Annotated in this window: 19 protein-coding genes; 10 read left to right on the top strand and 9 right to left on the bottom strand. The window is 66.6% G+C overall.

Features of this window, described 5'->3' with window-relative positions:
* The first annotated feature begins 184 nt into the window (after positions 1 to 184).
* Positions 185 to 1,093 carry a tRNA glutamyl-Q(34) synthetase GluQRS gene (gluQRS, locus tag HMPREF3167_RS05935; protein ID WP_068538561.1) on the top strand — a complete coding sequence of 303 codons (909 nt, stop codon included), beginning with the start codon at positions 185 to 187 and terminating at the stop codon, positions 1,091 to 1,093.
* Positions 1,094 to 1,171: 78 nt separating this feature from the next.
* Here the strand turns inward: gluQRS and HMPREF3167_RS05930 are convergent, their stop codons facing one another.
* On the bottom strand, positions 1,172 to 1,384 hold the full coding sequence (locus HMPREF3167_RS05930) for an antitoxin (protein ID WP_062614062.1): 213 nt from the start codon (positions 1,382 to 1,384) through the stop codon (positions 1,172 to 1,174).
* A 108-nt stretch (positions 1,385 to 1,492) separates the two neighbouring features.
* Positions 1,493 to 2,491: an Fpg/Nei family DNA glycosylase gene (locus HMPREF3167_RS05925; RefSeq protein ID WP_070446035.1), complete on the bottom strand. Its 999-nt coding sequence runs from the start codon at positions 2,489 to 2,491 to the stop codon at positions 1,493 to 1,495.
* 166 nt (positions 2,492 to 2,657) lie between these two features.
* Between HMPREF3167_RS05925 and clpB the strand changes: the two genes are divergently transcribed.
* The gene (clpB, locus tag HMPREF3167_RS05920) at positions 2,658 to 5,291 is read left to right on the top strand and encodes an ATP-dependent chaperone ClpB (RefSeq protein WP_068538562.1); all 2,634 of its coding nucleotides are present in this window, start codon (positions 2,658 to 2,660) and stop codon (positions 5,289 to 5,291) included.
* On the opposite strand, the gene HMPREF3167_RS05915 is transcribed toward clpB, so the two are convergent.
* Together HMPREF3167_RS05915 and HMPREF3167_RS05910 are read right to left on the bottom strand one after the other, a co-directional pair.
* A complete protein-coding gene (locus tag HMPREF3167_RS05915; protein WP_070446032.1) occupies positions 5,288 to 6,718 on the bottom strand; it encodes a mycothione reductase in 1,431 nt (476 codons plus the stop codon). The two genes, clpB and HMPREF3167_RS05915, sit on opposite strands and share 4 nt — an antisense overlap.
* A 67-nt stretch (positions 6,719 to 6,785) precedes the next feature.
* The gene (locus HMPREF3167_RS05910) at positions 6,786 to 7,286 is read right to left on the bottom strand and encodes a TM2 domain-containing protein (RefSeq protein WP_068538564.1); all 501 of its coding nucleotides are present in this window, start codon (positions 7,284 to 7,286) and stop codon (positions 6,786 to 6,788) included.
* Positions 7,287 to 7,370: 84 nt separating this feature from the next.
* Between HMPREF3167_RS05910 and HMPREF3167_RS05905 the strand changes: the two genes are divergently transcribed.
* Complete coding sequence (locus HMPREF3167_RS05905) at positions 7,371 to 8,174, top strand: serine hydrolase domain-containing protein (RefSeq protein WP_082661228.1); 804 nt, start codon at positions 7,371 to 7,373, stop codon at positions 8,172 to 8,174.
* Between the two features lie 25 nt (positions 8,175 to 8,199).
* Here the strand turns inward: HMPREF3167_RS05905 and HMPREF3167_RS05900 are convergent, their stop codons facing one another.
* The gene (locus tag HMPREF3167_RS05900; protein ID WP_070446029.1) at positions 8,200 to 9,024 is read right to left on the bottom strand and encodes an exodeoxyribonuclease III; all 825 of its coding nucleotides are present in this window, start codon (positions 9,022 to 9,024) and stop codon (positions 8,200 to 8,202) included.
* Positions 9,025 to 9,078: 54 nt separating this feature from the next.
* Between HMPREF3167_RS05900 and HMPREF3167_RS05895 the strand changes: the two genes are divergently transcribed.
* From HMPREF3167_RS05895 to HMPREF3167_RS05875, 5 genes are all read left to right on the top strand, one after another.
* The gene (locus HMPREF3167_RS05895) at positions 9,079 to 9,846 is read left to right on the top strand and encodes an SDR family NAD(P)-dependent oxidoreductase (protein ID WP_062614056.1); all 768 of its coding nucleotides are present in this window, start codon (positions 9,079 to 9,081) and stop codon (positions 9,844 to 9,846) included.
* Between the two features lie 48 nt (positions 9,847 to 9,894).
* Entirely contained in the window at positions 9,895 to 10,335 is a 441-nt protein-coding gene (locus HMPREF3167_RS09630) for a hypothetical protein (RefSeq protein WP_148132399.1), read from the top strand.
* Between the two features lie 91 nt (positions 10,336 to 10,426).
* Positions 10,427 to 10,909, top strand: coding sequence for a hypothetical protein (locus HMPREF3167_RS05885; RefSeq protein ID WP_070446027.1), 483 nt, complete (start codon positions 10,427 to 10,429; stop codon positions 10,907 to 10,909).
* Complete coding sequence (locus tag HMPREF3167_RS05880; protein ID WP_070446024.1) at positions 10,906 to 11,592, top strand: TrmH family RNA methyltransferase; 687 nt, start codon at positions 10,906 to 10,908, stop codon at positions 11,590 to 11,592. The genes HMPREF3167_RS05885 and HMPREF3167_RS05880 overlap by 4 nt, the downstream gene beginning before the upstream one ends.
* Positions 11,593 to 11,602: 10 nt before the next feature.
* Positions 11,603 to 12,067 (top strand): (deoxy)nucleoside triphosphate pyrophosphohydrolase, encoded by a 465-nt coding sequence (locus HMPREF3167_RS05875; protein ID WP_082661227.1) that lies wholly within the window; start codon positions 11,603 to 11,605, stop codon positions 12,065 to 12,067.
* Between the two features lie 128 nt (positions 12,068 to 12,195).
* On the opposite strand, the gene HMPREF3167_RS05870 is transcribed toward HMPREF3167_RS05875, so the two are convergent.
* The 3 genes from HMPREF3167_RS05870 to HMPREF3167_RS05860 all read right to left on the bottom strand — a co-directional run bounded on the left by HMPREF3167_RS05870 (position 12,196) and on the right by HMPREF3167_RS05860 (position 16,161).
* Positions 12,196 to 13,203 (bottom strand): type IV toxin-antitoxin system AbiEi family antitoxin domain-containing protein, encoded by a 1,008-nt coding sequence (locus HMPREF3167_RS05870; protein WP_070446021.1) that lies wholly within the window; start codon positions 13,201 to 13,203, stop codon positions 12,196 to 12,198.
* A 259-nt stretch (positions 13,204 to 13,462) separates the two neighbouring features.
* The gene (locus HMPREF3167_RS05865; protein ID WP_236698694.1) at positions 13,463 to 15,112 is read right to left on the bottom strand and encodes an inorganic phosphate transporter; all 1,650 of its coding nucleotides are present in this window, start codon (positions 15,110 to 15,112) and stop codon (positions 13,463 to 13,465) included.
* A gap of 224 nt (positions 15,113 to 15,336) precedes the next feature.
* Complete coding sequence (locus tag HMPREF3167_RS05860; protein ID WP_168160828.1) at positions 15,337 to 16,161, bottom strand: Sir2 family NAD-dependent protein deacetylase; 825 nt, start codon at positions 16,159 to 16,161, stop codon at positions 15,337 to 15,339.
* 224 nt (positions 16,162 to 16,385) lie between these two features.
* Between HMPREF3167_RS05860 and fbaA the strand changes: the two genes are divergently transcribed.
* Entirely contained in the window at positions 16,386 to 17,408 is a 1,023-nt protein-coding gene (gene fbaA / locus HMPREF3167_RS05855; protein ID WP_062614050.1) for a class II fructose-bisphosphate aldolase, read from the top strand.
* Positions 17,409 to 17,514: 106 nt separating this feature from the next.
* Here the strand turns inward: fbaA and HMPREF3167_RS05850 are convergent, their stop codons facing one another.
* A complete protein-coding gene (locus tag HMPREF3167_RS05850) occupies positions 17,515 to 18,117 on the bottom strand; it encodes a hypothetical protein (protein WP_070446015.1) in 603 nt (200 codons plus the stop codon).
* 382 nt (positions 18,118 to 18,499) lie between these two features.
* Between HMPREF3167_RS05850 and HMPREF3167_RS05845 the strand changes: the two genes are divergently transcribed.
* Positions 18,500 to 19,783, top strand: a complete 1,284-nt coding sequence (locus tag HMPREF3167_RS05845; protein ID WP_062614048.1) for an adenylosuccinate synthase — start codon at positions 18,500 to 18,502, stop codon at positions 19,781 to 19,783.
* Positions 19,784 to 19,830: the final 47 nt, after the last annotated feature.

Below are 19,830 nucleotides of genomic sequence, written 5' to 3'. Positions count from 1 at the left end.
AACTGCTCTTCCGGGGCCCACCCCATGCCCCTGCGCCCGGTCCGACAGAACTCGTGAATATACCGGCTACCGATCCCTAGAGGAACCCGGGTGGCCCCAGATTCACGAGTTGTGTCAACAATCCGCCTGGGGGAGGGGATCCCACCCGGCGCCGGGCCGAGTGTGAGCAGGGTAGACTGTCGCCGTGACCGGCCGCTATGCACCCTCGCCCACGGGCGATCTCCATCTGGGAAACCTGCGAACCGCTCTTCTGGCCTGGGCTTTTGCCCGCCGCGAGGGGCTGGGCTTTCACATGCGCATGGAGGACCTCGACGATCGGTCACGGCCGCAGTATTATGATCGCCAGCTCGCAGACCTCGACGCGATCGGCGTCGACTGGGACGGTGACGTCCTCCACCAGTCCACCCGCATCGACCGATACGAGCAGATCTTCGCCGAGCTCATCGCGCGCGGCCTGCTCTACGAGTGCTATTGCACCCGCCGCGAACTGGCCGACGTGGCCTCCGCTCCTCACCGGCCGCCCGGCTGCTACGCCGGCACGTGCCGTGACCTCACCGAGGCCGAGCGTGAGGAGGGCCGTGCCAAGCTCGCCGGAATGTACCGCGGCCCGGCCTACCGACTCCGCGCCGAGGTAGACGAGCTCGAGGTCATCGACCGGCTGGCCGGCCGCTACACCGGCGCCGTTGACGACTTCGTGATTCGCCGCGGCGACGGCGCCTACTCCTATAACTTCGTCTCTGTGGTGGATGACGGGGACTTCGGCGTCACGCAGATCGTCCGCGCCGACGATCTCCTTCCCTCCACCCCGCGCCAGGTCTACCTTCAGCGCCTACTCGGCTACGAGACCCCCGAGTACATTCACGTGCCCCTCGTGCTCAACCTCGACGGGGTGCGGCTGGCCAAGCGCGACGGCGCCGTTACCCTCACCGACCTCGCCGCCTTCGGCTGGGACCCCCGATCGGTCCGCGCGCTGCTCCTCGAATCGTTGGGTCTGCCCGCCGACGCCGACCTCGCCGACCTCGCCCCCGAGGTCATCCCACGCGAGCCCTGGCTTCTGGACGTCGCCGCACTCGAGCTCGGCCCGCGGGCATAAGAGTACCCGCGCATAAAGTCCCGGGCATAAAAGTGGGGCGCTGACCCGCTGGTCAGCGCCCCACCCGGCTAAGGGGTTTTATGACTCATCCACAACCGGGGACTGAGCCGCACTCGAGCTCTCGTTGCCCACGCGGGCATCGAGCTCGTCACGGACCTTCTCAATCTTGTTGGCGTGCTCGGCGCCAGCCTTGTCCTTGGCAAACTTCTCTGCCTGGTCGAGGGCCTTGTCCGAGTACTCCTCTGCCTGGTCGCTATTGAGCATTTCCTTGGCCTTATCAAAAATACCCATGTGGTCCTCCCCTCTCTTCGGTGACGCCGGCTTCCCCGGCTACCCGCAGTTTATCGGATGGTCGGAGCGAGGAAAAGGGAGAATTGCGCCCACGGTGAAGAGCCCCGGCTAGCGCTGGCAGCCCGGGCACCAGAACAGGCGCCGGCCCTGCATGTCCGCCTCGCGCACGGTGGCCCCGCAGCGCAGGCAGGCCCGCCCCTGCCGGTGGTAGACCGCGAAACGGGAGGCCTCGGGGTCGCCGGGGAGGGGCTCGGCGGGTGCGAGCTCGGGATCGACGGTGTGGATCGTCCCGCGCACCAGGCCGTCGTCCATGAGAACCACGAGGTCGTCCCAGAGGTCGGCGAGCCTGCCCGCCCCGACCCTTGCGCCCACGCGGTACGGGTGGATCCCCGTGCGGAACAGGGACTCGGCGCGGTAGATATTGCCCGGTCCGGCCGCCACTGACTGATCCATGACCAGCGCTCCCACCGGCGATCGCCGTCGGCGCACGAGCTCAATGAAGAGGTCGCGGTCCCCGGGCGCGTTACGTAGCGGGTCCGGCCCGAGCTTGCCGACGACGGCGGCCACCTCGGCTCCCGTCTTGATGGCGCACTGGTTCGGGCCCGACAGGTCGGCCGAACCTCGGTTGGTGAGGAGGCGAAGCCGGACCGCGCCGCGGGGAGCTGGCGGGCGCCAGGGTTCGGACGCCGCGGACGGGTCCGACTCGCCAGCCGCGGGACATCCGGTACCGGCCACATCCGCGGCCGCCGGAAGCTCGGTCACCGCCTCACCGATGAGGATGTGGGGAGCGCCGAGGAGCTTCGAGGAGAGGAAGTCGGGATCGCCGTTGAACACCCACCGGCCGTACAGCCCGAGGTGAACGTGGAGCCAGAGGGAGTTGGGGGCTGGTTCGGTGAGGGAAGGGACGGTGGCGTTGGCGCAGTCCTCGGGCACGAACGGCACGAAAAGGTGCTTGCCCCAAGCTTGGGCGGGGAGGATGAGGGCACGGTCGAGGATCTCGGCGCCGGCGGCGAATCGCCCCTGCGGGGAACTCGCGCGCACGACCTTCCCGGCGAAGAGCTCGGTTAGCACGAGTGCGAGGCGGTGGATGGAATGTCCTTCTGGCATGACTCCAGTCTAGGGGTGACGTAAGCGGCAGGGAAAAGGACACCTCCCTCTAGACGCACGAACTTGAGCGCGATACACTCAACTTAGTTGATGTTGGAGGTGGCTACCGGAGCCGGTTAAAGACCCCGGAATCCCGCCAACAACCGAAGGAATATTTGGAGGTCTCATGGACAAGCTCACGACCAAGTCGCAGGAAGCGATCGCGGACGCGCTCACTTCTGCCACTCAGGCGGGTAACCCGCAACTCGAACCAACCCACATCTTGGCCGCCCTGCTCGCGCAGAAGGGAGGCATCGCGAACGTGCTCTTGGAGGCGGTGGGCGCCAGCCCGGCGGACATCGCGGAGCGCACGCGCGCCCAGCTTGCCACTCTCCCGGGGGTGACGGGCTCGAACGCTCAGCCGCAGGCCTCGCGCAACACGTCGCTCGTGCTGGCGGACGCTGGCAAGGAGGCGGCCGCGCTCGGCGATTCCTACATTTCCACCGAGCACCTGCTGCTCGCGCTCTCCGCGAACCAGAGCTCGGCGGGGGAGATCCTGCGCGCTGCGGGCGCGGGGCATGACCAGCTCATGGCCGCCCTGCCCACGGTACGCGGCAACCGCAAGGTGGATTCCCCGGACCCGGAGGGCACCTTCCAGGCGCTCGAAAAGTACGGCACGGACCTGACGGCCGCGGCGCGCGACGGCAAGCTTGACCCGGTGATCGGCCGCGACGCCGAAATCCGCCGCGTCGTCCAAGTCCTCTCTCGCCGTACGAAGAATAACCCCGTCCTCATCGGAGAACCGGGCGTGGGCAAGACCGCCGTCGTCGAGGGCCTGGCCCAGCGGATCGTGGACGGCGACGTGCCCGAATCCCTGCGCGGCAAGCGCCTCATCTCGCTGGACATCGCGGGCATGCTCGCGGGCGCGAAGTACCGCGGCGAGTTCGAGGAGCGTTTCAAGGCAGTGCTGGCGGAGATCAAGGATTCCGACGGCGAGGTGGTCACGTTCATCGACGAGCTCCACACGGTGGTCGGCGCCGGCGCGGGCGGGGATTCCTCGATGGATGCCGGAAACATGCTCAAGCCGATGCTGGCCCGTGGCGAGCTGCGCCTGGTGGGTGCCACCACGCTGGACGAGTACCGCGAGCACATCGAGAAGGACCCGGCGCTCGAGCGCCGCTTCCAGCAGATCTACGTGGGTGAGCCGTCGGTGGAGGACACGGTGGCGATCCTGCGCGGCATTGCGCCCAAGTACGAGGCGCATCACAAGGTGACGATTTCCGACGGCGCCCTCGTGGCCGCGGCTACGCTTTCGGACCGCTACATCTCGGGCCGCCAGCTACCGGACAAGGCGATCGACCTGGTCGACGAGGCGGCCTCCCGCTTGCGCATGGAGCTCGACTCCTCACCGGAGGAGATCGACGTGCTTCAGCGCCAGGTGGATCGACTTACGATGGAAAAGTCTTACCTCGAGGATACGGAGGAGGACGACGACGCCGCGGCCGCCGATCGCCTTGATCGCATCGAGGCGGAGCTGGCCGACAAGTCGGAGGAGCTCGCCGCGCTCAACGCCCGCTGGGAGTCGGAGAAGGCCGGCCGGAACAAGGTGGGCGAGCTGCGCGTGCGCCTGGACGAGCTGCGCACCGAGCTGGAGAAGGCGATCCGCGAGGGCCGCTACGAGGAGGCCGGCCGCATCCAAAACGGCGATATCCCGCAGGTCATGGAGCAGATCGAGGCCGGCGAGGCGGCAGAGCGCAGCGAGGATCGTAGCGCCCCGATGATCGCGGAGCGCGTGGACGCGGACGGGATCGCTGAGGTGGTGGCCGCCTGGACGGGCATCCCGGTGGGCCGGCTCATGCAGGGCGAAACCGAAAAGCTCCTCACCATGGAGGACCACATCGGCGAGCGCCTGATCGGCCAGCGGGCCGCCGTCGTGTCGATCTCGGACGCGGTGCGCCGCTCGCGGGCAGGGGTCGCGGACCCGAACCGGCCCACGGGTTCCTTCATGTTCCTCGGCCCCACGGGCGTGGGCAAGACGGAGCTGGCGAAGGCACTCGCGGACTTCCTTTTCGACGACGAGCGGGCGATGGTCCGTATCGACATGTCGGAGTACTCGGAGAAGCACTCGGTGGCGCGCCTGGTGGGCGCCCCTCCGGGATACGTCGGCTACGAGGAGGGCGGCCAGCTGACGGAGGCGGTGCGGCGCCGGCCCTACGGTGTGGTGCTCCTGGACGAGGTGGAAAAGGCACACCCGGAGGTCTTCGACATCCTGCTTCAGGTGCTCGACGACGGCCGGCTGACTGACGGCCAGGGCCGCACGGTGGATTTCCGCAACACGATCCTCATCCTCACCTCGAACATCGGCTCGCAGTTCCTCATGGACGAATCGCTCGATGAGCAGGCGCGCAAGGAGTCGGTGTTGGCGGGGGTGCGGGCGCACTTCAAGCCCGAGTTCCTCAACCGTCTGGACGACATCATCGTGTTCGACCCGCTGACCATCACCGAGATCGCACAGATCGTGGACCTGCAGATCGGGCAGATGATGGCACGCCTGGCCTCGCGCCGGATCACGCTGGAGGTGACGGAGGCGGCGAAGTCGGTGCTCGCCATGGAGGGCTACGACCCGGCCTACGGCGCCCGCCCACTACGCCGGCTCATCCAGCGCGAGATCGGCGACCAGCTGGCCCGACTCATGCTGTCCGGGCAGGTGCAGGACGGCGACACCGTGCTGGTCGATTCCGCCGACCTCGACACCTCCATGGTTGAGGGCACGCCCGTCCACCGCCTGGTGTTGACGCCGAAGCCGGCCGCCCGCCCCTAGACGACCTGCAGCAGCGCGTTTTCCACCAGCTCCGGCATCGCCGGGTGGATCCAGTACTGGGTGCGGGCGATGTCGGCGGCACTCTGGCCGGTGGCCATCGCCTGCACGATCACCTGGATGAGGGTGGGCGCCTGCGGGCCGATGATGTGGCAGCCGAGGATCCGAGTGCTGCCGCGTTCGGCGATGATCTTGCAGAAGTTCGTGGTGTCCTCCATGGCCCACCCGTAGGCGATGTCCGCGTACTTCTGCACGCCCACCACGTAATCCTTGCCCGACTTCCGGGCCTCCTCCTCCGTCATCCCCACGGTCGCGATCTGCGGGTGGGAGAAGACGGCGGCGGGGACGGCGTCGTGAACGGACTCGATCATCGCGTCGGGGTGGAGCAGGTTGTGCCGCACCACGCGGGCCTCGTGGTTGGCGACGTGCTTGAGCATGTAGGGGGAGGAGACGTCGCCGAGGGTGAAGACCCCGTCGAGCGGCCGGCCGTCGTGGCCGAGGGCGCGCTGGTAGGTGTCGGCGCAGATCCGCCCACCCTCCACGGCGATTCCTGCGGCGGCGGGGTTGAGGGTGTCGGCGTTGGGGATGCGGCCGGTGGCCACGAGGATTTGCTCGGCCTCGAGCGTGATCTCCTCGCCCCCGCGCGTGCCAGTGAGGCGGACCATCCCGCCCTCGCGCGCGGCGGAGGTGGCCTGGAAGCCGGTGACAAGCCGGTAGCCGACCGAATTGGTGTAGGCGCGGGAGATGTCGAAGTCGAGCTGGCGCAGCATCCGCTGCCCGCGTGCCACCGCGGTCACGTCCACGCCCAACGCGCTGAACACGTCAGCCATCTCGGCCGCGATGTAGCCCGAGCCGAGCACGAGCAACGACGCGGGTAGCTCCTCCAGGCGCATGATGCTCGCGTTATCGAGCGAGCCGACGCCGTCCAACCCGGCCACGTCCGGCATGGCGGGCCGCGATCCGGTGGCGACGACCACTCGGTCCGCGCTCACGGTCATCGTGCGGGCGCCGGGCTGGCCCTCTGCGCCTGCCGGGCTCTCGGAGCCCTCGGCCAGGGTGATCTGCACGGTCTTTGGCGCGACGAACGTGGCATGCCCTGTGTAGAGCGTGAGGTTGGCGTTATCCGGATTATTCTCCCGGTAGTCCTTGCCAGCGGCGGAGATCGGGTCGATACGGCCGAAGATGCGTTCGCGGATGGCGGGCCAGTCCACGCCATCGAGGCGGAGGTCGACGCCGAGGTGCCCCGCGCCGGCGGCTTGGCGCGCCACGTTGGCGGTGTGGACGAACATTTTGGTGGGGATGCATCCCACGTTCAGGCACGTGCCACCGAACACTCCTTCTTCCACGAGCGCGATGCGCTGGCCTGCGAATTCAGGGCCGGGGATGGTGTTGGCCGAACCGGAACCAAGGATCAGGAGGTCGTAATGCATGCCCCCAGCCTAGCGCCCGGGCAGGCGCCGGTGCGCGGCGGGGTGCGGAGGGGCGGGGTGTCAGTGGTTAGGGAAGATCGGCGTAGTCACCCGTGCGGCGCGCGATCTGCCAGCACTCGACCAACACGAGGGCAATGATCGGTAGCATCATGAAAATCGACCCGGTGGCGGTCATGCCCAGCGTGCCAGCAAACCACACCAGAACGTTCACCGCCGCGCGGCTCGTGCGGCCCAGGTAGAAGTTGTGGGCGCCGAGCGTGCCAAACAGGAGAGCGAGGACGATCGCCACCCAACGGTTACGCGACAGGATCGCCGTGTGGTGGCTCTTGTGATCGCTCGGGGCTTGAGGGGCGAGGAGGAGGCCGGCGCCGAAAGACGGGTGAGCCCGCAGGGCGGCATCGTGACGAAGGCGGGCCTCGGCCGGGCTGAAGCCGCGCGCGAACTCGCCCAGGTTACCCGGCGCGTACAAATCGGGGCCAGGGGCCGTGCGCAAGGAAAGAAGTGGATCGGGCGAGCGTTCAAAACGAACGCCGTCCGCCAAGGAGCTCAACCGCGATGTCTCGTCCATGTGTCCATAGTAACCACTTTCGTTCACGACGCCGAAACTCACCTGCCGCCTGCAGTGCGGCCGGCTTTGTGCCAGAGTGGAAGCATGATCACCGAGCCTCTTCCCGCAGACAAGTTCGACTTCGAGCACACGTACGTGGCCTTCGACGCCCACGACGTCAAGCTTGCCGTGGGCGACCCGACGAAGATCTACCGATACATGTCGGTGACCAAACCGATTGCCGCGTGGGGGATCCTGGTGGCGATCGCGCAGGGCAAGTTCGAGCTCGACACCCCCGCCGGCCCAGAGGGCTCAACGTTCCGCCACCTGCTCGCACACGCCTCCGGCCTGCCCGCCGAACCCGGCGAGCCCATCGCCAAGCCCGGCCGACGCCGCATCTACTCCAACTACGGCTTCGACGTCATGGGCGAGGAGGCCGAGAAGTACATCGGCATGTCGATCCAGGACTGGATCCAGGCCGAGGTACTCGACCCGCTCGGGATGACCTCCGCCCGGATCGTCGGCTCAATAGCCCACTCCGGCACGGGCGCGGCGAACTGCCTGGTCCGCTTCGGGCGCGAGATCCTGCGCCCCACGCTCATCCCCCGCGACCTCGCCGAAAAAGCCTTCCAGGTGCAGTTCCCAGGGATCGGCGGGATCACGCCCGGGTACGGGCGCTCACAGAACCGCCCGTGGGGGCTCGGCTTTTCCATCCGTAACCCCCTCGAGCCGCACTGGACCGGCCCCCACTTCTCCCATCACGTGGTGGGACACTTCGGAATGTCTGGTTCGTTCTTCTATATGGACCTGTCCCAGGGCAAGGGTGGCGCCTTCCTCGGCGTCAAAGACTTCGACAAAGAGCATATCCAATACTGGCCGGTCCTCACCGACGAAATGGTGCAGCTGTAGCGCGCTGGCCGCGCAGCTACGTCCGCTACAGCGCGAACTCTACGATGACGGGCACGTGGTCCGAGGCCCCCTTTCCCTTGCGTTCATCCCGGTCGATCGCGGCGGAGGTGACGGTGCCCGCCAAGGTCGGTGAGGCATAGATGTAGTCGATCCGCATCCCCTCGTTCTTGGGGAAGCGCAGTTGCTGGTAGTCCCAGAACGTGTAATTCGTGACCCGACCCCGCGTGACCTCCACGAATCCCGCCTGCTCGAACGCGAAGAACGCCTCCCGCTCCGGCTCACTCAGGTACAGGCCGCCGGTGGCGCTCGTGTCCCACACATCCGCATCGGTGGGAATGACGTTCCAGTCCCCGACCAGGGCGATCTTCGCCTCCGGATCCTCCACCAGCCGGGCGGCCATCGCGTCTTTCAGCGCAGCCAGCCATGCCAGCTTGTAGTGATAGTGAGGGTCTCCAACAGCCCGCCCGTTGGGAACGTACAGGCTCCAGACCTCCACGCCTGAGCTGAGCCCAGTGCTGCCGCAGGTGGTGCCGAGAGCCCGGGCTTCGACGTCGCCGGCAATGAACAGCCCTTCGCTGGGCGCGCCCTTGGCAAAGCCGGGTTGGCCGGGGAACGCCGTGCGCACGCCCTCCAGCCCCACCCGCGACACGATTGCCACGCCGTTCCACTGATTGAGGCCGTGCAACGCCACCTCGTAGCCCGCCTCGCGGAAGGGTTCGAGGGGGAACTGCTCAGGCTTGCATTTGATTTCCTGCAGGGCGAGCACGTCCAGGTCATGGCGCGCGAGCACCTCCACGGCGCGGTCCGCGCGGGCGCGAACCGAGTTGATATTCCATGTCGCTAACTTCATGACCCCAGCCTACAGTGAGCCTCCGACAAGTTTTTCTCCCGCTAGACTCAACCCATGACCACCGCACTCATCACCGGCGCCTCCGCCGGCCTCGGCCGCGAATTCGCCCGCCAGCTCGCCGCCTCCGGCCACGACCTCATCCTCGTCGCCCGCAACGCCTCCTGCCTCGAGGACGTGGCGGGGCAGCTGCGCGCCGAGTTCGGGGTACGCGTGGAGGTCCTCCCCGCCGACCTCGCCGATCACGACGCCGTGGGTCGGGTCGCGGCGCGGATAACGTCGTCGTCGGTGGCGCTGGTGGTCAACAACGCGGGATTCGGGCTCGGGCAGGACTTCGTGGGCGGCTCGCTCGAGCGGGAGCTCGCCGGGCTGGACGTCATGGTGAGGGCCGTGCTCGTCCTGTCGCACGCCGCGGCCGCGTCCATGAAGGCCCGTGGCCGCGGTGCCATCATCAACGTCTCCTCCATGACAGCCCTCACCGCGCAAGGCACCTACTCGGCGCACAAAGCCTGGGTGCGCACGTTCACCGAGGGGCTCGCCGCCGAGCTCGCCGGCACCGGCGTCACTGCCACCGCCGTCACCCCCGGCCTCATCCGCACCGAGTTCCACGAACGCTCCCACGTCGACTCCAGCCAGTGGCCCGACGTCGTCTTCGCCCAGCCCGCCCAGGTGGTCGGCGCGGCGCTCGCGGCGGCCCGGCGTGGCCGGGTGCTCGTCACGCCCACTCCTCTCTATAAGGCGGCGGCCGGCGTCGTGAAGCTGATGCCGCGCGCGCTCGTGCGGAAGGTGGCCGGGCCGGGCCTATCCGGCCGTGACGGGGCCTGACCGCGGGGCCTCCCAAAATTCTCTGTGGCCTGCGGCACAGATGTGCCAATGTTGACTTCAGAGCTGGAACTCGCCGGCCACCAGCGCAACGAGGGGCTGACGAGGCCGGATACCCCGCCGAGCTGTCGGCCGATGGCCGGGCATTCACTGGGAAGACCTCAGCGACGCCACTCGGACGCAGTTCTGGATCTGCTACGCCGAATACGCTCCCGACCCCGTGCCTACCCCGAGGAAACGCCCGAGCAACGCGCCGTCAAGTACGAGTGCTACACCAGCTTCTTCGTCCCATGTGCGAAGGCTCAGGGAGTGGAGTTCCTCCAGGAGCCGCCCAGCAAGGAGGCCTGGATCGCCAGTTTCGATGATGCGCACAGCGGCGACGCGTGGTCGCCCGCGGCCCGCAACCGATTCGTGGATGGAAGCGAGACTGCGCGGAATCTGTACGCTGCGTGCCCGGCGTTGCCGCTCGCCCAGTACTATTACGGCCAGTGACATGTTAGCCAAGCGACTCCTCCCCGCCGTGTGGGCCTCCCACCGCGACCCCGTTGCCGTGCTCCGCACCCCGTAGTCGTATGCTGTGAGCATGGACATTAACGACGCACCCAAAGCGCGCCTTGCCGACCACCTGCGCGAACTCGACCCCCTCACCGCCACACTCCACCGCGAAGCCGCGCCCCTCCTCGGCCACGCCATGCTCGACCTACTCGAAGAAGCCGGGCTCGGCCCCGGCAACATCGAAGCCGTCGGTGGCGAGGGGCCGCTCGCGCTCGCCATCGCCACCGCCATCCTCCACGCCGCCGCCGCGCGCGGCCAATACCTCGACGCTTTCCTGATCGACGACGCCGTGGCGCGGCCCGCGATCGACGGGCCGGTTGTCGTGGTGGGATTTGACTCGGCCCGGGTGCCGGGGGAGCTGGCTGCTGGTGGGCCGGATGAGGGACCGAAGGTGGCGGGTGTGGCCGTCGTCGTTGGGGCGGCCGGAGCGGAAGACGTGGGCGCGGCGGGCGGGGACGGCGTCGTGGAACTGGCACTCTTTGAGGCCCCTGACCTGGGGGAGGCCAAATGACCGACGATCCACACGGCTTCCTGACCTGGGGAAACGGAGAGAAGATCGGGGGAATCGTGGGGGTCGGGCCGTGGGCCGAGGAGCACCCCGGCGAACCGGTACCCGACGACCCCCGTTACGACCCCGAGTTGCTTGCCGCCGGCGACCGGCGCAACGTCACCGACCGCTTCCGCTACTGGCGCGTGGAGGCGATCCACGCCGAGCTGGAGAAGAGCAGATCGGCGCTGCATGTGGCGATCGAAAACCTCGAGCACGACCTCAACATCGGGTCGATCGTGCGCACAGGCAATGCATTCAACGTGGGTGGCGTCCACATCGTCGGGCGCAGAAAATGGAACCGGCGCGGGGCGCTTGTCACCGACCGGTACCTCAACATCTACCACCGGCCCGACGCGGCCGCGCTCGCGGACTGGGCACGGGAGGTCGGCTACACGCTCGTGGCCGTGGACAACACCGGCGACACCGAACCCATCGAAACCGCCGACCTGCCCGAGAAGGCCGTGCTGGTGTTCGGGCAAGAATCCGTGGGCATCTCTGATGAGCTGCGGGCCGTGTGCCCGCGGGCAGTGTACATCCCACAGTTTGGGTCCACGCGCTCGCTCAACGTGGCCGCCGCCGCGGCCATCGCTCAGCACGAGTGGGTGCGGCGACACCGGCCGTTGGGGGCTGGGGCCGGAGAATGAGAGGGAGACGGTGAAAGAGATTCACGTGGTCGGGGCTGTGTTCTGGCGGGAGGCTGACCCGGAGGCGGACCCGGCGGGCACGGGAGCCGGAAAGGGGGCTGGGCGCGAGGCTAGGCGCGGTGCCCAGATTCTGGCGGCCCAGCGCGGGCCGGGGAAGAACATGGCCGGGTACTGGGAGTTCCCGGGCGGGAAGGTCGAGCCGGGGGAGACCCCGCGGGAGGCGCTGGCGCGCGAGGTGCGCGAAGAGCTGCTGGCGGAGGTGGAGGTCGGGGAATTTGTGGGCCGCGGAGTCTACGACTACTCCTTCGGCCGGGTCATCCTGGACGCGTATTTGTGCAGGTTGGAGGGTCAGCCGCGGCTGACGGAGCACGCGCAGGTGCGCTGGCTCGGGGCCGACGAGCTGATGGATGTGGAGTGGGCACCGGCCGACCTGCCCATCCTGGAGGAGCTGCGTCGCCGCCTCTCGGCCGGCTGATCCGGCGCCGCCGAGCCGGCGCCCGCCCCTGCTGAGGCCTCACCCGCCCCGGCCGATTAAAAACTTTTGGACGAATTCGGGGCGATCTCCTCATATAAGAAGATCGCCCCGGATTCGTCCAGATAATTTCAACGCCTCAGTGGGATCGGCGGCTTGAGATGCCTCCGTTGGCGGATGAGGGCCAGCAAATAGGCTTGTGTCTCCTCCCATTGCCAGAAAATCTGGGCGTAGCTGAGCGAAACCGTTTCATACCCGAGTAGCCGGGCGTTCTGGATCCGGATGTAGTCGCGGTTGCGCTGTTCCTTGGTCGAGTGGGCGAGGTCGCCGTTGCATTCTAGGATCAGGGAGCTGCCGGCTACCATATCCACTCGGCCCACCGACGGGATGTAGACCTGTGGTTGCACGTGCACCCGGTTCGAGAGGAGGAAGAGCCTCACCCGGGTCTCGAGGCCGGACTCGGAGAATGGCGACGCCCGCCGCAGGACAGCCTGCTTGTTGACGGAGAGGTCTTGGATCAGGTTGCCCACCTCCACCATCTCGATCAGCCCCTTGTTGAGCGCCGACTCCAGTGCCATAAGGCCGGTCTCCGCATCGTGAAAACGCAGCACTTGTGCCACCGCCTCCCGAGGAGTGGGGATGAGACTGGGTGCGTCGCGCTGGCTGTGAATGGTGACGCCTTGCGGGCGGGATGTTGTCTGATTGCGCTGAACTGCCATGTGCAAGCCCTGGTGTGGTACCCATATGCCGTAGCGCCTGCAGGCACTTTCGCACGCGATGGCCCCGCCGAGTTTGACCGCGCGGATCGCGTCGGGATCCGCGCGTGGCAGGGCATAGACTCCATGCCTGAGGCGTTGAAACCGGCCGGCCTTGACTGCTTTGGAAATGGCGTAGTGGGAGGTGTAGCCCATGGTCTTGAGATCGGCCTGCGTGACCAGGCCAAACTTTTTGCGAGCGGACTGCGGTGTCCACAGCGGTGACTTGTTCTCCTGCTCGGGGTACCAGTCCTCGGGCGGCACGTGCCAGTCCGGCGGGTCGAAGAACTTTGGCGGGTTTGCCAGCCAGGCGGGTTCGTCGGTTGCGGGCGGGGCGGCCCGCCGGAGCGCCCCGCCCCGTTCAGATGGGGTATTGTTCAACATCCTTCAAGTGTGGACTGTTGCGGTAAATCCGATTCCGCCGATTGGGCGAAATGTGGATACAGCGCGCTCTTGGGCTGGCCGTGGATAGCTTTTCCCCCGACCGGCCGCGTTCCCAGAGGCCCCATTAAAAAATTTTGGACGAATCCGGGGCGATCTCCTCATATAAGAAGATCGCCCCGGATTCGTCCAGTAAATTCAAACGCGGTCACTCAACCGGGCCGGGCAGGGCCACGAAGGGATGGGGTTGCCCCTTGCCGGCCTAGAAAATCAGCCGGATCACGGACACCGTGGCCGCCGCAATGGCCGCCGACACCGGCAGCGTGAGCACCCACGCCAGGCCAATCGGTTTCATGAGACCCCAGTCAGTGTTGCGGTTGACCATGCCGATGCCGAGCACCGCGCCGATGAGGATGTGTGTGGAGGACACGGGCAGGCCCAGCAGGGAGGCGCCCATGACGACGGCCGCGGCGGACAGCTCGGCGGAGAAGCCGGACGCCGGGTGCATCTCCGTGAGGCCGGAGCCGACGGTCCGTATGACGTAGCGGCCGATGAACCACAGGCCGGCGATGAGCGCGATGCCCATCGAGACCATGACGGCCACGGGCACGGTCGACTTCTCCACGATTGCTCCGGTCTTGAGCACGTCGAGCACGGCCACGAACGGGCCGAGCGCGTTGGCGATGTCGTTCGAGCCGTGCGAGAACGCGAAGGCCGACGCGGTGAATACCTGCATCCAGGAGAAGAGGAGGAAGGTGGAGCGCTCGAGGTTCTTCTTCTTCATGGTGCGGGAGAAGATGTAGACCGACATGTAGACCACGGCCGCGATCATGCCCATGATGAGCAGGTTGCCCACGTTGGTCATGCCGAGGTGGAGGTTCTTGAGGCCCTTGAAGAGCATCATGCCGGAGATGATCAGGGAGCCGCCGGCGGCGAGTAGTGGGATCCAGGTTTCGATGGCGCGGCGCGGTTCGATGAGTTCCTTCTCCACCTGGATTTGGTGGAGTTCCTTGAAGTAGGAGGATTCGAGGTCTTCGACTTCCCAATCTTCTTCGCGCATGGCGGCGAGGTCGCGGGTGAGGGCGTTGGTGTAGCTCTTTTGATCCTTTTCGCTCATCTGCTCGAAAAGTTCGCGGTGGCGGGCCTTGAGTTCCTTCTTTTGAGCACGGACGGCTTCGAGCTGAATTTCGGCGGCTTCATTGTAGCTCAGGATGGAGCTCTTGATGCCACGGAAGAGGATGTAGGAGACGATGCCGCCGAGTACGGGTGAGAGCACCCAGGAGATGGCAATTTGGCCGACCTGTCCCCATTGTACCATGGACCAGCCGCCCTTGCCGGTGATGAAGCCGACCGCGAGGGCAGCGCCGACGATGCCGCCCACGATCGAGTGGGTGGTGGAGACGGGCCAGCCCATGCGGGTGGCGAGGAGGAGCCAGGTGGCGGCACCGAGGAGGGAGGCCATCATGATGTAGGCGAATTCGAGGGGGTCGAGTCCGCTGATCGCGTTGAGGTCGACGATCCCGGAGCGGACCGTATCGGTCACCTCGCCGCCGGCGATGACCGCGCCGGACACTTCGAAGATCGCGGCGATGACGAGCGCCTGCTTGAGGGAGAGTGTGCCGGCGCCCACGGAGGTGCCGAACGAGTTGGCGACGTCGTTGCCGCCGATGTTAAACGCCATGAAAAAGGCGAAGATGATGGTGGCGCCGAGGATGAGCCAGCTGGCGTTGCCTACGTAGTCTTTGGACCACAGGGCGAAGACGACCAGGGTGATGGCGAGCATTCCACCGAAGAAGAGATGCCAGGGGGTGTTGTTTTCCTGTTGGGTGGCGGGGCTGACGCCTTGTGGAAGACTGGGGAGCTCGATTTTTGCTTGGGCGCCCTTGGGGTCGGCCATCATCATGCCTTTCATGCGCAAACGACTGACGGTTCAAGACTAATTGGCGGTTCGCTATGCGCCAAAACCCCTCTCGGCCTTGTTGCGTGTTGTTTACCTGCTGTTTGTTTTCACGACGACGACGCTGGCCCACGCTGGGACGTCGGTCCTCGAAGCGGCTCGGGTGCCGGCCCGCTGGGGGAGCTGGTGCCGGTTGGCCGGGAGGCGGGCGGAGGGGCCGGTCCCCCTCCGCCCGCCGTTTACAACAGGTCGGCGAGGGCGCTTAGTGTGGGTGAGACTCCGGCGTCGATGCGGATGTCGGCGAGGGGATCGGCGGCGGTGGGGCCGTAGTTGATGATGGCGAGCGTGGCGCCGGCCGCGTAGGCCTGGCGTACGATCCACATGCCCGTGCTGACCACGAGCGAGGAACCGGCCACGAGCGCAACCTCGCAGTCGCGGGCGGCGCCCATCGCGTCGCCCATCGAGGCGGGCAGGGACTCCCCGAAGAAGACGACATCCGGCTTGACCAGCCCTCCGCACACCGGGCAGGGCGCCACGCGGAAAGTAGAGGCCTCGGCCTCGGCGCGGTCGGCGGTGGCGAGCACGGCGGGGTCGCGGTCGTACTGCGGCCAGCCGGGGTTGAGTGCCTCGAGGTCGGCGGCGTATTCGCCGCGCGGGAAGCGGGCGCCGCAGTCGAGGCAGTGCACCCGCTCGAACGACCCGTGTAGCTCCCACACGCTCCTGCTCCCGGCTTTGGTGTGCAGGCCGTCGATGTTTTGCGTGGCAACCCCGGTCACCGCCCCCGCCTCCTCCAACCGGGCGATGGCAACGTGAGCACCGGAGGGCTTTAGCGCCTCGAACTGGCGCCACGTCTCGTGATTGCGCTGCCACACCCAGCGTTGCCACATGGGGTCGGCCACGAACATGTCGTAGGTAATCGACGGCTTCTCCGTGGTGCCCTGCCCCCGATAGTCCGGCAGCCCGGAATCGGTGGACACCCCCGCGCCCGTGATTGCGAGCGTGCGCCTCCCGCACATCGCCCGCGCAAGCTCCTCAGCCGCCTCGACCGGATCAGAAATAACCATGACCATCCCCTCGCCCCGATCCTACGCGCACGCCTCGCCCCGGTGGGAGGTGTTACAGATGCGACGGGCCGGGCCGTCGTCAAACAACGACGACGCGCGGAAACGGACGCAAGGCGGTCCACGGCGTCGTCGGAAATGATTAAGCTGGGGACCAATTGGCTATACGCTTTACCAAATCCGTGAGATAATTGGGGCGTTAGATTTCCAACGCAAAAGGAGCACACGTGGGTATCGCAACGCGTGAAGTTTATGACGAGATGCTGGATCGGGCGAAGGCCAACAAGTTCGCCTACCCGGCAATTAACGTGACGTCCTCGCAGACCCTCACGGCAGCCATCCGCGGCTTCGCTGAGGCTGAGTCGGACGGCATTATCCAGGTTTCCGTTGGCGGCGCCGAGTACGCCTCCGGCTCCACGATCAAGGATCGCGTGGCTGGTTCGCTCGGCCTGGCCGCGTACGCTCGTGAGGTCGCCAAGAATTACGACGTGACGATCGCCCTGCATACCGACCACTGTGCCAAGCAGAACATCGACTCGTGGATCCGCCCCATCATGGAGCTGTCCGCGCAGGAAGTCGCCGCTGGCCGTGAGCCGTTCTTCCAGTCGCACATGTGGGACGGCTCCGCCGTGCCGCTCGATGAGAACCTCGAGATCGCGAAGGAACTGCTCGCCCTGTCGCAGAAGTCCAACACCATCCTCGAGATCGAGATCGGCGTTGTGGGTGGCGAGGAAGACGGCGTCGTTGGCGAGATCAACGAGAAGCTGTACACCACCGCTGAGGACGGCCTCAAGACTGTCGAGGCCCTCGGCCTTGGCGAGAACGGCCGCTACCTCACCGCCCTCACCTTTGGTAACGTCCACGGCGTGTACAAGCCCGGCCACGTGAAGCTCCGCCCCGAGCTGCTGGGTGAGATCCAGGCTGAGGTCGGCGCAAAGGTCGGCAAGGAGTCCCCGTTTGACCTGGTCATGCATGGCGGCTCCGGATCCTCCGCTGAGGAGATCGCCACCGCTGTCCGCAACGGCGTCATCAAGATGAACGTTGACACCGACACGCAGTACGCCTTCACCCGCCCGGTCGTGGACCACATGTTCCGCAACTACGACGGCGTCCTCAAGGTCGACCAGGAGGTCGGCAACAAGAAGATGTACGACCCGCGCACCTGGGGCAAGCTGGCCGAAGCCGGCATGGCCGCCCGCGTGGTCGAGGCCGCTGAGCGACTGGGCTCGGCCGGCAAGCGCATGAAGTAATTCCTGCACGTGGGGATGGGGCGGCTGGGGCCGTCCCATTTTCATGCCCGCGGGGTGCGGCCTGGTGGGGTGCGGATGACCGCGGCTGGGGCGGGGCGCGAGCGGGTTAGTCGTCCAGGACGAGCTTGGAGGATAGGTGGTCGAGCCCGGCCATGGCCAGTGCGAGGATGGCGGCCTGCTTGGTGTGGGCGAGGCGGTCGCCAGTGGCGCGGCGCTTCTCGGCGCCGCGGAAGAGGGCGCGCTCGGTGTAGACGCTGGCCGCCGTGGTCGCGGCTGTCGCCGCAACGATCGCAGCTCCGATGAGCGCGGTCACGCCCGGCTGGGCGGCGAAGGCGCCCTTGGCGAGCGACAGCATATCGGAGGGCACGTCATCCTCGGGCGCGGTGGTGTTTGCGGTGTTTGCCGAGGTGGCGGGCTCGGCCTGGTCGGCTTGGTCCGCCTGGTCGGCTTGGTCTGTCTGGCCAATTGGAGTGTGGTCTGCCTGATTGGCCACCGCGAAGCTTGCGTGGTCTGTGACGGCAGAGCTCGTGGGGGTCTCAGCGGTCGGATCGGCGGTTGACTCGTGTGCGCCGAACTCAGCTCTGGCCACCTCTACTGTCGCTATGACGGCAAGCGCACCCGTGCGGACGAGCCGCCGCAGAGTCGGCCGTCGCACGACGTCGGGCGCCGCGTAGTAGACGAATGTGGCAAGTGGCGTGGCCAGGGTCATGGGGGATCCTCGGTTCGGGGTTGGTTGGTGAGAGTCTACCCGAGCCCGGCCACTCACGATTTGGCGGGACTATCCCTGCGGGTTGGCCGGCCCCAGATGATGGCGGCCGCGCCGAGTTCCGCACCTGCCCCTGCGCTCGCGTGCCGGCGCCTCCGCCAGCCGCAAATGCTATACAAGACTGCAAGATGCGGCACTAGATAACGGTTATTTAGTACCGCATCTTGCCGGGAAGTATCGCATCTGTGAGGAGGGTGCCGGCTCGGCCCACCAGGATGCGGGATGTCCGCGCGTCGGAACACTCGGCCTCAACATGTGGACGCCCGCCTCCCGGATGGTGGTACGCATTAGACTTAGGCGGCAAGCCTAGACAAGTGAGGACAGCATGCCAGCAATCGTGATCGTCGGGGCCCAGTGGGGAGACGAGGGTAAGGGCAAGGCGTCGGACCAGCTCGGCGCGGAGGTCGACTACGTCGTCAAGTTTAATGGCGGTAATAATGCCGGCCATACGGTGATTGTGGGCGAGGAGAAGTTCGCCCTGCACTTGCTGCCGGCGGGGATCTTGTCTCCGGGGTGTACAGCGGTGATCGGCAATGGTGTGGTGGTCGATCTGAATGTGTTGTTTGAGGAGATTGAGGAGTTGGAGGGGCGTGGCGTGGATACGTCGGGCCTGCGGATTTCCTCGAACGCGCACATTATCCCCTCGTACAACAAGAAGATCGACGGCGCGAACGAGCGTTTGCTCGGCAAGCGGAAGATTGGCACAACCGGCCGCGGCATTGGTCCCACCTACGCCGACAAAATGAACCGCATCGGCATCCGCGTCCAGGACCTGTTTGACCCCTCGATTCTGCGCCAGAAGGTGGAGGGCGCGCTGCATCAGAAGAATGCGCAGTTGGCCTCGCTCGATGAGGACACGTTTGACGTGGATGTGGTGACCAACGAGCTGCTTGCCTACGCGGATCGGGTGCGCCCGATGCTGTTCAATTCGTCGGCGGAGCTTAACCGCGCGCTCGATGAGGGGAAGACGGTGGTGTTTGAGGCGGGTCAGGCGGTCATGCTGGATATTGACCATGGGACGTACCCGTATGTGACGTCGTCGTCGACGACGGCGGCCGGCGCTTGCACGGGCTCGGGCGTGGGCCCGCTGCGGCTGGACCGGGTGGTGGGCGTCGCGAAGGCGTACATTACGCGCGTGGGCGAGGGGCCGTTCCCCACGGAGCTGTTTGATGAGGCGGGGGAGCGGCTGCGTAAGGTTGGCGGAGAGTATGGCACGACGACGGGGCGGCCGCGCAGGTGCGGCTGGTACGACGCCGTGGTCGCGCGTTATGCGGTGAGGGTCAATTCGCTGACGGATATCGTGGTGACGAAGCTGGATGTGTTGACGGGGATTGAGCAGATCCCGGTGTGCGTGGCCTACGAGATTGATGGGGCGCGTGTGGAGGATATGCCGGAGAATCAGTCGGATATGCATCACGCGAAGCCGATTTACGAGTACTTGCCGGGGTGGTCGGAGGGTATTTCGGACTGCCAGGATTTTGAGGATTTGCCGGAGAACGCGCAGGCGTACATCTTGCGGCTGGAGGAGCTGTCGGGGTGTCGGATTTCGTCGATCGGGGTGGGCCCGGAGCGGGCGCAGACGATCGTGCGTCATCGGCTTCTCGATTAAGAATCTGTGCATGAAGGTGGAGCTGGCAGTGGCTGGCATGGTGGGCG

The organism is Trueperella sp. HMSC08B05 (assembly GCF_001808405.1).
Taxonomy (GTDB): domain Bacteria; phylum Actinomycetota; class Actinomycetes; order Actinomycetales; family Actinomycetaceae; genus Trueperella; species Trueperella bernardiae.
The sequence above is the reverse complement of the archived record's forward strand: the minus strand, read 5'-3'. Positions and strand labels throughout refer to the sequence as shown.